A 14,828-nucleotide genomic window follows, 5' to 3' on the forward strand; every position below is an offset into this window, starting at 1 on the left:
ATGTTTCACGTGAAACACAGAGATTTCGATATCGTCATCGTCGGTGCCGGTCACGCGGGCACCGAGGCAGCTCACGCCGCATGTCGAATGGGAGTTAAGGTTGCCTTGGTGACCTTCCGGCATGGTGATATCGGCGTCATGTCCTGTAACCCGGCAATAGGTGGTCTTGGCAAAGGTCATTTGGTCCGGGAAATTGATGCTCTTGACGGCATTATGGGGCGTGTGGCGGACAAAGCAGCGATACAATTCCGGCTTCTCAATCGCCGGAAAGGTCCGGCAGTTCGGGGACCAAGGGTCCAGGCTGATCGCGCCTTGTACCAAGCTGCGATGCTGGCGGAAATCGAAAGCACCCCGAACCTTTCTGTAATTGAGGGAGAGGTTGTTGATTTGCTTGCCGAGGCAGACGGGCGCATCACTGGTGTGGCGCTTGCCGATGGGGCAGAGATCCGTGCGGGTGCCACGATATTGACCTCGGGGACCTTCCTGCGAAGCCTGATGCATATCGGCAGCGAAAAGAGCGTTGGTGGAAGAATGGGGGCAGCCGCCTCCATCAAGCTCGCTGATCGGATCCTTGATCTTGGCCTGCGAATTGGTCGTCTCAAAACGGGAACGCCACCCCGGTTGAAAGCCAATTCAATCGACTTCAGTGGTCTTGAACGTCAGGCAGGTGATGCCGATCCAACGTTGTTTTCCTTTCTTCACGACAAGCCATTTGCACCGCAAATTTCCTGTTCGATTACACATACAAACGCCGCGACTCACGACGTCATCAGAAACAACCTCGAACGGTCCGCAATGTATGGCGGTATGATCGATGGGACGGGCCCGAGATATTGTCCTTCTATCGAAGACAAAGTCGTGCGTTTTGCTGAGAAAGATTCTCACCAAATTTTTCTTGAGCCCGAGGGGCTCACATCAGATCTTATTTATCCGAATGGCATTTCGACGTCTTTGCCGGCGGATGTTCAGCAAGATTATGTGAATACTATCAAAGGCTTGGAAAAGGCTGAGATTGTACAGCTGGGCTATGCGATTGAGTACGATTACGTTGATCCTCGGGGCCTCACCTCCGGATTGCAGGTGAGAGGCGTTCCGGGCTTACATCTAGCCGGACAGATTAATGGAACGACCGGCTACGAGGAGGCGGCGGCCCAAGGCCTCGTTGCTGCTGTAAACGCTGTCCGGTCGATCTGGGGGGAAGATGCCGTCCATTTTTCCAGGTCCGAAAGTTACATCGGCGTGATGATCGACGATTTGACGACGCGCGGCGTGACGGAGCCGTACCGTATGTTTACGTCAAGGGCCGAATACCGACTGATGTTGCGGGCCGATAATGCGGACACGAGGCTTACCCCGCTGGGAGCTGCGGTTGGTTGCGTAAGCGCTGAACGGCTTACAGAATTCAATCAAAAGCATGATGCGCTGGCTGCGATGAAAACGCGACTGGAGGCTGTCGATCTTCCAGCTAAGACATTGCGGGAACTTGGGACTGACGTGAAAGAAGATGCTCAGACGCGCACGGGATACGACGCGCTTCGCCTACAGGACTGCGATGTCGATAAGATAATAGCGTTCGTCCCATCTTTGACGGCGGATCATCGCAGTTTGGTGGAACGTCTACAGTGTGATGCAATTTATGAATTTTATATCGAAAGGCAGATCCGGGAGGTCGATATGGTCAGGGCAAACGAAGCTTTGACGATCCCCCGTGACCTTCAATTTTCGTCGATCGGGGGGTTATCGGCGGAGCTGGTGAGCAAGTTTGAGGCCGTGCAGCCCGAAACACTTGCGCAAGCAGCTCGGATCGAGGGCGTAACACCTGCTGCTGTTGTGAACCTCCTCGCCGCGATCAAGCGTGATAAGCGTCGGGCGGCGTCGTGACCGAAGATGCAGTACGCGGTGTTTCACGTGAAACATCCGACCAGCTTTTGCAACTCGTGCAAAAGTGGAACACCAAGATAAACCTAGTGGCTCCATCCACCCTGTCCCAGTTCCACGATAAGCATATCGTTGACGCGATAGATCTCGTTGCTTGCGCACAGGCAGGTGGGAAATGGTTAGATCTTGGCAGTGGGGGCGGATTCCCCGGCCTTGTTGTTGCCGCTCTGGATGGGGGCGTGCGCGACGTGACTTTGATCGAAAGCGATCGGAGAAAATGTGCCTTTCTTGCGACGGCCCGGAGAGAACTTGGATTGACGTGTAATATTCTGAAGACGCGGATCGAAGACGCCGAATTTCAAAACGCGTCTGTTATAAGCGCGCGCGCCCTCGCCTCCCTTCCGAAATTGCTTGCTTTGTCGACCCCTCATGTTGCCGATAACGGAGAACTTCTTTTCCTGAAGGGACGTAATTGGCGCGATGAAGATGTAGAAGCGAGACGGTCTTGGGAGTATGATCTGGAAGTGATCGATGGAACGGGCAATCACGGGTCCGTCATTCTCAGAATTCGAAATGCAAGGCGGACCGGACGGTGAGAGCGAAGATCATCAGCATCGCGAACCAAAAGGGTGGCGTCGGCAAAACCACGACGGCAATCAATCTTGGTGCGGCCCTTGCCATGCGGGGCGAACGCGTTCTCTTGATCGACCTTGATCCACAGGGGAACGCATCAACCGGGCTTGGTGTATCCAAGGAAACGCGCCACCTAAGCACGTATGACCTTCTCCTACGGGAAGCGACGCCGGTCGAAATCGCGCAGGAAACAGATGTCGACAATCTCTGGATCATTCCTGCGACCATGGACCTGAGTTCGGCCGATACCGAACTGATGGCCAGCGCCCGGCGCGTTGTCCACTTGCGCAACGCCCTTCGTCTTAGGGAAGCGCCCTACACCTATATTCTGATCGATTGCCCGCCGTCCCTCAACCTATTGACGGTAAACGCTTTTGTGGCATCAGATACGGTTCTTGTTCCGTTGCAGGCGGAATTTTTTGCCTTGGAGGGCCTCTCTCAGCTTCTTTTGACGGTCCGGGAAGTGCGGACCACAGCGAATTCCGATCTGCGCTTGGAGGGCGTGGTGCTGACGATGTTCGACCGCCGCAACAACCTCTGCCTGCAAGTGGAGGAGGACGCGCGCGAAAATCTGGGTGACCTCGTGTTCCAGACGAAGGTGCCAAGAAACGTGCGGCTTAGCGAAGCACCCAGTTTTGCGATGCCGGTCTTGAACTACGATCCGACATCCCGCGGTGCCATTGCCTATCGCAGTCTTGCGGCCGAACTTCTTCAACGAAATGATCTTAAGCAGGTGTCCCATGTCTGACGCTCCCCCGAAGCGCGCGATGCGCCGCGGTCTTTCCGCCTTGATGGCAGACGTCGGTGTGTCACCGACGGATCTGGGTACCAGCGTCGCACCTGATCAGCAGATCCCGATCGAACGGATCCGGCCGAACCCCGATCAGCCGCGCAGAACCTTCAACGAGGATGACCTCTCCGATTTGGCCGCCTCGATCTCGCAGAAGGGGATCATTCAGCCGCTGATCGTGCGTCCCGATCCGGGTATGCCGGGCCAGTATCAGATTGTTGCAGGTGAGCGCCGGTGGCGGGCTGCGCAGCGGGCCGGCCTGCATGAGGTACCGGTCGTGCACCGCGAATTGGACGATACCGAAGTCCTTGAAATCGCAATTATCGAGAACATTCAGCGGGCCGATCTGAATGCGATAGAAGAGGCTTTGGGCTTTCGACAGTTGATGGACCGGTTCGGCCATACGCAAGAACAGCTCAGCACCGTTCTTGGCAAATCCCGAAGCCATGTCGCTAACCTGATGCGTCTGCTAAAGCTGCCGGATGCAGTGCAGGAAATGTTGCGACAGGGAACCCTGTCAGCAGGGCATGCACGCGCCCTGATCAACGCACCGGACCCGGTGTCGCTGGCCAAGCGCGTGGTGTCCGCCGGCCTTTCGGTCAGGGAAACGGAGCGGCTTGCCAAGTCGGCGAGCGATCCAACGTCGACGAAGACCGCGTCGCCGCGCAGCTCCAAAGGCGAAAAGGATGCAGACACACGCGCCTTGGAAGGTGACCTGACGGCTGCGCTTGGGATGCTGGTCTTGATCGATCACGCGCCCAACGGCGAAGGTGGGCAGGTGTCCGTGCGCTACAAGTCGCTCGACGATCTGGACCGTCTTTGCCAGGCTCTCTCGTCAGGGCGTTGACGGCGACAGTTCGACCAGGACGGCATTGAGCAGCAAACTCCCGGCGTCGGTGGCGCGAAGCGTATCGGCGTCCATTTCGACGAAGCCCTGCTCCACCATCCGGCCCAGGCCCCCATCGTCCAGATGACCACCGGCCCTGAAATATCGGTCCAAGTCCAAGCCGCTGTTCAGACGCAGTCCCATCAGCAGCATCTCGTCTGCCACTTCCGTCCGGGGCAGGATCGTGTCACCGATCGTGCCGGTTCCGGCTTTTGCGACACGATCCAGCCAAGCTGCGGGAAACTTCGCTGCTTCAGTTGCATGCCGTCCGTCGGGCAAGGTCAACCGCCCGTGCGCACCAGGGCCCACACCAACCCAATCGCCGCCACACCAATAGATCTGATTGTGCCGGGATTCCGCGCCCGGGGCCGCATGGTTCGACGTCTCGTAACGGGGCAAGCCGGCCGCATTGGTCAGGTCTTGGGTTATGTGCCACAGATCGACGGACCGATCTTCGTCTGGCAGACCAGCCAAACCACCTTGGGCATGACGCCGGCCGAACGCAGTCCCATCCTCGATCGTCAACTGGTAGAGCGATAGATGCTCGCCCGCGAAGTCCAGGGCGTGCAGAAGCTCCGCTTCCCAATCCGCCGGCGATTGGTCCTGCCGGGCATAGATCAGGTCGCAGGACACGCGATCCACCAGCGTTCGTGCAAGATCGAACGCGGCCCGCCCCTCCGATGCGGTGTGCAGGCGCCCCAATCGTTTCAGGTCTTGATCATTCAATGCCTGAAGACCGACGGAGAAGCGGTTCACACCGCCGTCGACGTATCCCGCGAACCGTGCCGCATCCGCCGAAGTGGGATTGGCTTCCAACGTTACTTCCATGTCGTTGGCGGCCGTCCAACGCGTTCGGGCCTTGTCGATGATCGCGGCGACCGTATCGGGTGGCATCATCGACGGTGTGCCACCGCCGAAGAAGATCGACGTCAGGACGCGCGGTCCGGTTCGATCGGCCCAATGGTCGATGTCCGACAGGAGCGCCGCTTTCCATCGCTCCTGATCGACGGCATCGGAGACATGGCTGTTGAAATCGCAATAGGGACATTTCGCGGCGCAAAACGGCCAGTGGACATAAAGGCCGAAGCCCGCCTCCTGCCAGTTTTCCATCACATGCCCCGAAAGGCCGTAACCTCGACCTCATAAAGCATTTCGGCTTTCATCGGTCCCGCGATAACCATGGTCGCGGCAGGGCGGATCGCGCCAAGATTGCGTTCAAGCACCGGCAGCAGGTCATCGACCAGGGATCGGTCCGACACCAGGTGTGTCACGCGGACGATGTCCGTCATCGCGAAGCCCGCCTCCTCCAGCACGCTGGCGAGCGTGGTGAAACAATTGCCGGCCTGCGCGGTGATGCCGTCCGGCAGAATCATCGTGGCGTAATCATAGCCTGTGATGCCCGAGACGAAGCACCAGTCGCCTTGAACCACGGCACGGGAATATCCCGCCTGTGCTTCGAACGGCGACCCGGTGGAGATCAATCGTCGCGTCATTTCGCTGCCTTGAAACAAGCCGACATCTTGCGCAACGCATCGGCCCGGTGACTGATCGCGTTCTTCTGGTCCGTGGGCATTTCAGCAAACGTCAGGTCGTGCCCGTCGGGCTGGAACATCGGGTCGTATCCATGCCCCGTCTCGCCGCGCATCGGCCACACCAGCCGCCCCCGAACCCGTCCCTCGAACACCTCCTCGTGGCCATCCGGCCAGAGCAGCAGAAGGGTCGCGCAGAAGGATGCCGTGCGGGGCTGGGCGGCGTCGCGGACCTCCAATTCCGACCAGGCGCGCGTCATCGCCATCGTGAAATCGCGGCCGTTCCCGGTTTCGGCCCAATCGGCGGTGTGGACCCCCGGCGCGCCGTCCAAACCATCGATCATGATCCCGGAATCGTCGGCCAGCGCCGGCAGGCCGGTCGCGTCGACCGCCGCACGCGCCTTGATCCGGGCGTTGCCGACGAAGGTGGCCTCTGTTTCGTCAGGCTCGGGAAGGTCGAAGTCGCGGTTCGACCGGCAGGTGATGCCAAGGGGGCCGAGCAGCGCCTCGAACTCGGCCAGTTTGCCAAGGTTGTGCGTCGCGATCAGCAGCTCGTCCCCCTCGAACCGTCTCATGCGGTCGCGGCCTTCTGCGCGGCGACCAATTCGCCCACGCCCTTTTCGGCCAAGGCCATCAGCTCCGCAAATTGATCCTTGGAAAAGGTCGCGCCCTCTGCGCTGGCCTGCAATTCGATCATCTGGCCCGCGCCAGTCATCACGAAGTTGCCGTCCGTTCCGGCCTCCGAATCCTCGGGGTAGTCCAGGTCCAGTACCGATTGCCCGGCATAGATGCCGCAGCTGACGGCCGCGACGTGATCCAGGATCGGGTCGGTCGTGATGTCGCCTGCCTTCAGCAGCTTGTTGACCGCCAGGCGCAATGCGACCCAACCGCCGGTGATCGACGCGCAGCGGGTTCCGCCGTCGGCCTGGATCACGTCGCAGTCGACGGTGATCTGCCGTTCGCCCATCGCCTGCCGGTCGATTCCCGCGCGCAGGGACCGCCCGATCAGACGCTGAATCTCCTGCGTGCGGCCCGATTGCTTGCCGGCGGCGGATTCGCGGCGCATCCGCGACGTCGTGGCGCGGGGCAGCATGCCGTATTCAGCCGTGACCCAGCCTTGGCCCGTGTTGCGCAGGAAGGGGGGCACACGCTCCTCCAGCGATGCGGTGCACAGGACGTGGGTGTTGCCGCAGCGGATCATACAGGATCCTTCGGCGTGCATCGTTACGTCTGTTTCGATGGAAATGTCGCGCATTTGGTCAAGCGCTCGGCCGGAAGGTCGCATGGAATTCTCCTGTCACGTGGTCGCCTTCGACATGAACCCGGACCGTCGACCGTGCAACCCCCCGGCCTGCGGGGACGACATGATTGACCCCGGCCCCATGGTTGCATAGATGCCAGACGCCCCCACCGGATGTATCATGAACGACAACGCCCAAATTCTGGCCGAAATGAACGACCGCTCCCGCGAGGTGTTTCGCCGGGTGGTGGAAGGGTATCTGGGCACGGGCGATCCGGTCGGCAGTCGTACGCTGACGCGTTCAATGTCCGAAAAGGTATCGGCGGCGACGATCCGCAACGTCATGCAGGATCTGGAGTTCATGGGTCTGCTGGCCGCACCCCACATCAGCGCCGGCCGCATTCCGACGCAGGCAGGGCTGCGCATGTTCGTCGATGGTCTGCTGGAGGCGCAGCTGGGCGACGACGACCGGGACCGCATCGAGGCGACCGTCGGGTCGTCCGAGGATGACGTGACCGCGATGATGGACCGGGTGGGAAGCGCGCTGTCCGGTATTACCCAAGGGGCGTCCCTGGTGCTGGCCCCCAAGCGTGAAGCGCCGATCAAGCACATCGAATTCGTATCGCTGGCCGCCGACCGTGCGCTGGTCGTTCTGGTCTTCGCCGACGGGCACGTGGAAAACCGCGTGTTCGTCCCGCCGCCCGGCCAGACCCCGAGTTCGATGCGCGAAGCGGCGAACCTGCTGAACGCGCTGATCGAGGGGCGAACGATTTCAGACCTCCAAGGTCTGATGCAAAAGGAAGTGTCGGAGCGCCGGCAAGAAATCGACACCCTGGCCCACGACCTGATCGAAAAGGGTCTGGCCGCTTGGGAAAATGTGGGGGAGCGGTCGGAGCGGCTGATCGTTCGGGGCCGCTCTCATCTTCTGGAACAGGGCGGCGACGCCGCGCAACTCGACCGGATCCGCACGCTTTTCGACGACTTGGAGCGCAAGCGCGACATCGCGGAGTTCCTGTCGCTGACCGAAGACGGCGAGGGGGTGCGCATCTTCATCGGATCGGAGAACAAACTCTTCTCACTTTCCGGTTCATCTCTGGTGGTTTCCCCCTATATGAACGCGGATCGCAAAATCGTGGGCGCGGTCGGCGTGATCGGCCCCACCCGTCTCAACTACGGTCGGATCGTTCCGATCGTCGACTACACCGCTCAGTTGGTGGGTCGGATGCTGTCCGCCCCCAAACGCTAAAATACAGAGGTTTCATATGGCCGACCCCAAGGACGATGGGTTTCTCGACGATCCTGAAATGCTGGAGGACGAGGAGTTCGACCTCGACGCCGCAATGGAGGAAGACCCCGACGCGACGCCGAAATCGGGCCGCGCCGCGATGGACGCGATCATCGCGGAACGTGACGAGATGCGGGACCGCCTGATGCGGTCGCTGGCCGAGGCCGAAAACGTCCGCAAGCGCGCCGCGCGCGAACGGATCGAAGGCGAGCAGTTTGGCGGATCCAAACTGGCCCGCGACATGCTGCCCGTCTATGACAACCTTCGCCGCGCGCTGGATGCCGCGGGCGAGGAAAGCGACGGCGTGATCGAGGGCGTCAAACTGACGCTCAAGGAGATTTTGAACGTCTTCAACAAGCACGGCGTCACGCTGATCGCACCCGAATTGGGCGACAAGTTCGACCCGCAGGTCCATCAGGCGATGTTCGAAGCCCCCCTGCCCGGCACCAAGGCCGGCGAGATCATTCAGGTCGCCGCCGAAGGGTTCATGCTGCACGACCGGCTGCTGCGTCCCGCGCAGGTCGGTGTCAGCTCCACGCCGGCGTCCTGACGCTAGGACCCGCTCAGGGTTTTCAGCTCATAGATCAGCTCCAACGCCTGTTTCGGCGTCAGTTCGTCTGGAAGAATATCGCGCAGTCGTTCGTCGGCTGCGCTTTCTTTTTGCTGCAGGGCCACAGGAACCGGCGTGGCTGAAAACAGCGGTAGGTCGTCGATCATCGCCTTCGGCTTGGTACCGCCCTCCCGTTCGCCCGCCTCCAATGCCTCCAGCACGGCGCGCGCGCGGGCGACCACGGCCGTCGGCAGGCCGGCCAGTTTGGCGACCTGCACGCCGTAGGACCGATCCGCGGCCCCGTCCCGCACTTCGTGCAGGAAGATCACGTCGCCGTCCCATTCCCGCACGGCCACGGTCGCGTTTTCCACGCCGGCCAGTTTGGCCGACAGGGCGGTCATCTCGTGGTAATGTGTCGCGAACAGCGCGCGGCAGCGGTTCACGTCGTGCAAGTGCTCCAAGGTCGCCCAGGCGATGCTGAGACCGTCATAGGTGGCCGTCCCGCGCCCGATCTCGTCCAGGATGACGAAGCTGCGCTCATCCGCTTGGTTCAGGATCGCGGCCGTTTCAACCATTTCCACCATGAACGTCGATCGCCCCCGGGCCAGATCGTCGGACGCGCCGACCCGACTGAAAAGCTGGCTGACGATGCCGATATGCGCGGCCTCTGCCGGGACGAAGCTGCCCATCTGGGCCAGGACCGCGATCAGGGCGTTCTGGCGCAGCCATGTCGATTTACCGGCCATGTTCGGACCCGTCAGCAGGCGGATCGCAGCCCCTTCTTCCGCGCTAAGCTGTGTATCGTTGGCCACGAAGGGCGCGCCGTCTTTCTTGAGCGCGCGCTCTACCACCGGATGGCGACCCGCCGTGACGGTGAACGCGCGGCTGTCGTCGACCTTGGGCCGGGCCCACCCCTCGCCCCGCGCCAGATCGGCCAGAGCCGTCGCGACGTCCAGTTCGGCCAAGGCGCGCGCGGCGGCGAAGATCGGATCGGATGCAGCCAGGACCGCCGCGCGAAGCGTGCCGAAGATCCGCTCTTCGATTGCCTGCGCGCGGCCGCCGGCATTCAGGATCTTCGTCTCCAACTCCGACAGATCCAAGGTCGTGAACCGCACCTGATTGGCAGTGGTTTGACGATGGATGAACCGGTCGTCCGCCCGCATCTTGTCGGCGTGGGTCGCGGTGGTTTCGATGAAATATCCCAGCACATTGTTGTGCTTGATTTTGAGCGACGCGATCCCCGTCGCTTCGGCGTAGTCCCTCTGCATCCCCGCGATCACGCCACGCCCCTCGTCCCGAAGGGTTCGTGCTTCGTCCAACTCGTCGTCATAGCCTGCCGCGATGACCCCCCCGTCGCGCAGCATCAGCGGTGGGTCCGCCACAAGCGCACGATCCAGCAAGGCAGACAGATCGTCCTGCCCGACCAGATCGCTGATATCGAGGGGCAGATTGGTGTCTGACAGACGTGAAAACAGCGCATTCGCGGACGTCAGGCCGTCGCGAACGGCCGTTAGGTCGCGCGGTCCCCCCCGCTCCAGCGACAGGCGCGACAAGGCACGGTCCATGTCGGGCGCGCGGCGCAGATCCCGCCGGATATCACCCGAGACCGTGTCGTTGGACACCGACCAATCCACGGCATCCAGGCGCGCGCGGATGACGTCGATCTGCGTGGACGGGGCCGACAGCCGCCGTTCAAGACGCCGCCCGCCGCCCGCCGTCACCGTGCGGTCGATCGCCCAGAGCAACGAGCCGTCGCGCCCGCCCGCGGCACCGCGCGTCAGTTCCAGGTTGCGCCGGGTGGCCCCGTCGATCGCCATGAGGGCCGATGCCGGTTCCCGCTTGGGCGGGCGCATCAGCGGCAATTTCCCCCGCTGGGTGATCTCGATGTATTCGATCAGCGCGCCCATCGCGCCCAGTTCGGCGCGGTCGAAGGACCCGAACGCATCCAGCGACCCGACGCCGAACAGATCCTGCAATCGCCCTTGTGCAGAGCCTGAGTCGAAGGCGCTGCGCCCCAACGGCGATACGGCGGCCCCCTGCTCCGTCACGATGTCCTCGACACCCGACCCTTCGGCCAGAATGACCTCGGACACGCCGATCCGGGCAAGGTCGGGACCAAGCCGTACCCGCGGGCACCCCGACACATGGAACGCCCCGGTGGAGATGTCGGCCCAGGCCAGCGCGCCCTGCCCCCGAACGTCGCACCACGCAGCCAGGTAATTATGCGCCCGCGCATCCAACAGCGTGTCTTCGGTCAGGGTGCCGGGCGTGACCAGGCGCACGATCCCGCGCGCGACGACCGATTTCGAGCCGCGTTTCTTTGCCTCCTCCGGGGCTTCCAACTGCTCGGCGACGGCCACGCGAAATCCCTTGCGGATCAGCGTCATCAAGTAGTTTTCGGCCGAATGGACCGGCACGCCGCACATGGCGATATCTTGGTCCAGATGCTTGCCGCGTTTGGTCAGCGCGATGTCCAGCGCCGCCGACGCCGCCACGGCATCGTCGAAGAACAGCTCGTAGAAGTCGCCCATCCGGTAGAACAGCAAAGCCTCGGGGGCTTCGGCCTTGATCTGTAGATATTGGGCCATCATCGGCGTGACGGACATGAAACCCCCCGGTGTTCGCGCGGGCACCCTATCGCCGTCCGGCACCGCCCGCTACACCATCTGAACGCTGGGGAGGACTGACATGACTGGACGCAACAAGATCACCGACGCAGAGGCGCTGGCCTATCATCTGGAACCCCGACCGGGAAAGATCGAGATCAACGCCTCGACCGCGATGGCGACGCAGCGCGACCTGTCGCTGGCCTATTCCCCCGGCGTCGCCGTCCCCTGCGAGGCGATCGCCGCCGACCCGGCGCTGGCCTACGATTACACGACCAAGGGCAATCTGGTCGCCGTCATTTCCAACGGCACCGCCGTCCTTGGCCTCGGCAATCTGGGCGCGCTCGCATCCAAGCCGGTGATGGAGGGCAAAGCCGTTCTCTTCAAACGGTTCGCCGACGTGAATTCCATCGACATCGAGCTGGACACCGAAGATGTCGACGCCTTCGTCGCGGCCGTCAAGCTGATGGGGCCGTCGTTCGGCGGCATCAACCTGGAGGATATCAAGGCCCCCGAGTGTTTCATGATCGAAAGCCAGCTGAAGGAGGCGATGGACATCCCCGTCTTCCACGACGACCAGCATGGCACCGCCGTCATCTGTGCGGCCGGTCTGATCAACGCGCTGCACATTTCCGGCAAGAAGATCGAGGATGTGAAGATCGTCCTGAACGGTGCCGGGGCCGCCGGGATTGCTTGCCTGGAACTGCTCAAGACCATGGGGGCGCGGCACGACAACTGCGTGATGTGCGACACCAAAGGCGTGATCTACCAGGGCCGGACCGAGGGGATGAACCAATGGAAGTCGGCCCATGCGGTCAAGACCGACCTGCGCACGCTGGCGGACGCGATGAAGGGTGCAGATGTCTTTCTGGGCGTGTCGGCCAAGGGCGCGGTGACGCCTGAAATGGTCTCTGACATGGCTGAAAACCCGGTGATCTTCGCCATGGCGAATCCCGATCCCGAGATCACGCCAGAGGAAGCGCATGAGGTGCGGGCCGATGCCATCGTCGCGACCGGGCGTTCGGATTACCCCAACCAGGTGAACAACGTCCTGGGCTTTCCCTATCTGTTCCGCGGCGCGCTCGACATCCATGCTCGGGCCATCAACGACGAAATGAAGATCGCCTGCGCCGAGGCATTGGCCGAACTTGCGCGCGAAGACGTGCCGGACGAGGTGGCGGTCGCTTACGGGCGTAAATTGTCCTTTGGCAGGGATTATATCATCCCCACGCCGTTCGACCCCCGTTTGATCCACGTGATCCCGCCGGCCGTCGCCAAAGCGGGCATGGACACCGGCGTCGCGCGTCGACCGATCGTCGATATGCAAGGTTACGCCAACGGCTTGGCCGCGCGCATGGACCCGACGGCAAGCATCGTGCAGGGCATTTCCGCCCGTGCGCGTCAGGCGCAGGCCCGCATGATTTTCGCGGAAGGCGATGACCCGCGCGTGTTGCGCGCCGCCGTCGCCTATCAGCGGGGCGGGTACGGCAAGGCATTGGTCGTCGGGCGCGACGATGATGTGAAGGCCAAGCTGGAGGCGGCGGGACTGGCTGACGCCACGCGGGAGTTGGAGGTCGTCAATGCCGCCAATACGCGCCATCTGGACCAGTATAAATCCTACCTCTACAATCGGTTGCAGCGGCAGGGGTATGACCAGCAGGACGTGCACCGCCTGGCATCGCGGGACCGGCATGTTTTCGCGGCCCTGATGCTGGCGCACGAGCACGGCGACGGATTGGTCACCGGGGCGACGCGGAAGTCGGCCCATGCCATGCGCCTTCTGGACCATGTGTTCGACATTCAGACCAACAAGGATGCCGTCGGGATCACGGCCTTGCTGCACCGCGGTCGTATCGTCCTGATCGGCGACACGCTGGTTCACGAATGGCCCGAGGAAGAGGATCTGGCGACCATCGCGGAGGCCGGCGCGCGTGTCGCCCGTGGTCTGGGGATGGAGCCGCGCGTGGCTTTCGTCAGCTTTTCGACGTTTGGATATCCGGTGTCCGAACGGGCCGAGAAGATGCGCCACGCTCCGGATGCTCTGAAGGCGCGCGGCGTTGATTTCGAATACGAGGGCGAAATGACGGTCGATGTCGCGCTCAACTCCGAAGCGGCGGCGCAATACCCGTTCTCGCGGTTGAGCGGCCCTGCAAATGTACTGGTCGTGCCGGCCCGCCACTCCGCCTCGATCTCTGTCAAATTGATGCAGGAAATGGCCGGGGCGACCGTGATTGGGCCAATTCTGACCGGAATCGACCATCCGGTTCAGATCGCCTCGACCAGCTCCACCTCGTCGGACGTGATGAACATGGCGCTTCTGGCGGCGTGCCGGATCGGCGGTTAATCGTCAAATTCTGAAAATGCTGCAACTGCATTGTTTTCTTCTGCAGTGCAGCATAGCTTCGAGGAAAGCCCGCCGACATCGGCGCGGCAGGAGGCAGACCGATGACAGAGATGACTCGAATCTTGGACCTCGTCCGGTCCGGCAAACTGACCGAGGCGACCGAGAGCATTCAGCGCAACCTGCGCGGTGATGCACCCGACCCCGCCGATCGTCCGATGCGCGACGTCACACCGACTGCCCGTGCCCTGCCCGGTCCGGGCACCGGAAAAGCTGGCAAGGCGACCCGCCCCAAACGCAACCGGGCGGCTGGCGCGGCGATGACCCGCCATGACGGCGCGGTCCCCTATCGGATCTTCACGCCGCACACGCCGGCGACGGACACCCCGCTGATCGTGATGCTTCATGGCTGCACGCAGACCCCCGAAGACTTCGCAGCCGGCACACGGATGAACGTCGCCGCCGATGCGATCGGAGCACACGTTCTGTGGCCGGAACAGGTGCGTGCGGCCAACATGAACGGCTGCTGGAATTGGTTCGAACCCAGCCATCAAGGTCGATCCGGAGAGGCCGCAGCCATTGTCGCAACCGTCGCCGACACCCTTTCGCGGATCGGTGGCGGGCGGCGCGTGTGCGTCGCGGGTTTGTCCGCCGGAGGGGCGATGTCCGCGATTTTGGGCGCGCGGTATCCAGATGTATTCGCTGCCGTGGGCATTCATTCCGGCCTGCCTGTCGGGTCCGCCCGCGACGTGACAAGTGCATTCGGGGCGATGCGGTCGGGCGGTCAAGGCACTGCGGACGTGCAGACACCGCTGATCGCATTTCACGGAATGGCGGACCGCACGGTCGATCCGCGCAATGCCCTGCCGTTTGTGCCGCGCGACCCTGCGGCGGTGCGGACGGAGGTCATGTCGGGGGGGCGTCGCTGCACCGTTATCCGCGCCCCCGGCGCGGAGGTTTGGGAGGTTGATGGCCTGGGCCATGCATGGTCGGGCGGCGATGCGCGTGGCAGTTTCGCCGATCCGAAAGGCCCGGACGCATCGGCGGAAATGCTGCGGTTCTTCACCGAACTTTAACCGCCTGAAACGAA

At 62.4% G+C, this 14,828-nt stretch carries 13 protein-coding genes; 8 read left to right on the forward strand and 5 right to left on the reverse strand.

Features of this window, described 5'->3' with window-relative positions; translation table 11 throughout:
* Genes mnmG through JDO7802_RS05900 form a run of 4 tightly spaced genes read left to right on the forward strand, consistent with a single transcriptional unit; the run spans nt 1 to nt 4,148 of the window.
* A complete protein-coding gene (gene mnmG, locus JDO7802_RS05885) occupies nt 1–1,881 on the forward strand; it encodes a tRNA uridine-5-carboxymethylaminomethyl(34) synthesis enzyme MnmG (protein WP_055083593.1) in 1,881 nt (626 codons plus the stop codon).
* Complete coding sequence (gene rsmG, locus JDO7802_RS17590; RefSeq protein WP_083481042.1) at nt 1,878–2,474, forward strand: 16S rRNA (guanine(527)-N(7))-methyltransferase RsmG; 597 nt, start codon at nt 1,878–1,880, stop codon at nt 2,472–2,474. Before mnmG ends, rsmG begins: the two co-directional genes overlap by 4 nt.
* On the forward strand, nt 2,471–3,259 hold the full coding sequence (locus JDO7802_RS05895; RefSeq protein ID WP_055083597.1) for a ParA family protein: 789 nt from the start codon (nt 2,471–2,473) through the stop codon (nt 3,257–3,259). Before rsmG ends, JDO7802_RS05895 begins: the two co-directional genes overlap by 4 nt.
* Nucleotides 3,252–4,148 (forward strand): ParB/RepB/Spo0J family partition protein, encoded by an 897-nt coding sequence (locus tag JDO7802_RS05900; RefSeq protein WP_055083599.1) that lies wholly within the window; start codon nt 3,252–3,254, stop codon nt 4,146–4,148. The genes JDO7802_RS05895 and JDO7802_RS05900 overlap by 8 nt, the downstream gene beginning before the upstream one ends.
* Here the strand turns inward: JDO7802_RS05900 and hemW are convergent.
* The 4 genes from hemW to rph are packed head-to-tail and all read right to left on the reverse strand — an operon-like array spanning nt 4,137 to nt 7,001.
* The gene (gene hemW / locus JDO7802_RS05905) at nt 4,137–5,297 is read right to left on the reverse strand and encodes a radical SAM family heme chaperone HemW (RefSeq protein WP_055083601.1); all 1,161 of its coding nucleotides are present in this window, start codon (nt 5,295–5,297) and stop codon (nt 4,137–4,139) included. The two genes, JDO7802_RS05900 and hemW, sit on opposite strands and share 12 nt — an antisense overlap.
* Nucleotides 5,297–5,680, reverse strand: a complete 384-nt coding sequence (locus tag JDO7802_RS05910; protein WP_055083603.1) for a RidA family protein — start codon at nt 5,678–5,680, stop codon at nt 5,297–5,299. The genes hemW and JDO7802_RS05910 overlap by 1 nt, the downstream gene beginning before the upstream one ends.
* Entirely contained in the window at nt 5,677–6,291 is a 615-nt protein-coding gene (locus JDO7802_RS05915) for a non-canonical purine NTP pyrophosphatase (RefSeq protein ID WP_055083605.1), read from the reverse strand. Before JDO7802_RS05915 ends, JDO7802_RS05910 begins: the two co-directional genes overlap by 4 nt.
* Complete coding sequence (gene rph / locus JDO7802_RS05920; RefSeq protein ID WP_055083607.1) at nt 6,288–7,001, reverse strand: ribonuclease PH; 714 nt, start codon at nt 6,999–7,001, stop codon at nt 6,288–6,290. Before rph ends, JDO7802_RS05915 begins: the two co-directional genes overlap by 4 nt.
* A gap of 136 nt (nt 7,002–7,137) precedes the next feature.
* On the opposite strand from rph, the gene hrcA reads away from it, so the two are divergent.
* Complete coding sequence (gene hrcA, locus JDO7802_RS05925) at nt 7,138–8,202, forward strand: heat-inducible transcriptional repressor HrcA (protein WP_055083609.1); 1,065 nt, start codon at nt 7,138–7,140, stop codon at nt 8,200–8,202.
* A 16-nt stretch (nt 8,203–8,218) separates the two neighbouring features.
* On the forward strand, nt 8,219–8,791 hold the full coding sequence (locus tag JDO7802_RS05930; protein WP_055083611.1) for a nucleotide exchange factor GrpE: 573 nt from the start codon (nt 8,219–8,221) through the stop codon (nt 8,789–8,791).
* Between the two features lie 2 nt (nt 8,792–8,793).
* On the opposite strand, the gene mutS is transcribed toward JDO7802_RS05930, so the two are convergent.
* Nucleotides 8,794–11,397 (reverse strand): DNA mismatch repair protein MutS, encoded by a 2,604-nt coding sequence (gene mutS / locus JDO7802_RS05935; protein WP_245624128.1) that lies wholly within the window; start codon nt 11,395–11,397, stop codon nt 8,794–8,796.
* 82 nt (nt 11,398–11,479) lie between these two features.
* On the opposite strand from mutS, the gene JDO7802_RS05940 reads away from it, so the two are divergent.
* Entirely contained in the window at nt 11,480–13,741 is a 2,262-nt protein-coding gene (locus tag JDO7802_RS05940; protein ID WP_055083612.1) for an NADP-dependent malic enzyme, read from the forward strand.
* A gap of 101 nt (nt 13,742–13,842) precedes the next feature.
* Nucleotides 13,843–14,814 (forward strand): extracellular catalytic domain type 1 short-chain-length polyhydroxyalkanoate depolymerase, encoded by a 972-nt coding sequence (locus JDO7802_RS05945; RefSeq protein ID WP_083481043.1) that lies wholly within the window; start codon nt 13,843–13,845, stop codon nt 14,812–14,814.
* Nucleotides 14,815–14,828: the final 14 nt, after the last annotated feature.

The organism is Jannaschia donghaensis, assembly GCF_001403795.1.
GTDB lineage: Bacteria > Pseudomonadota > Alphaproteobacteria > Rhodobacterales > Rhodobacteraceae > Jannaschia > Jannaschia donghaensis.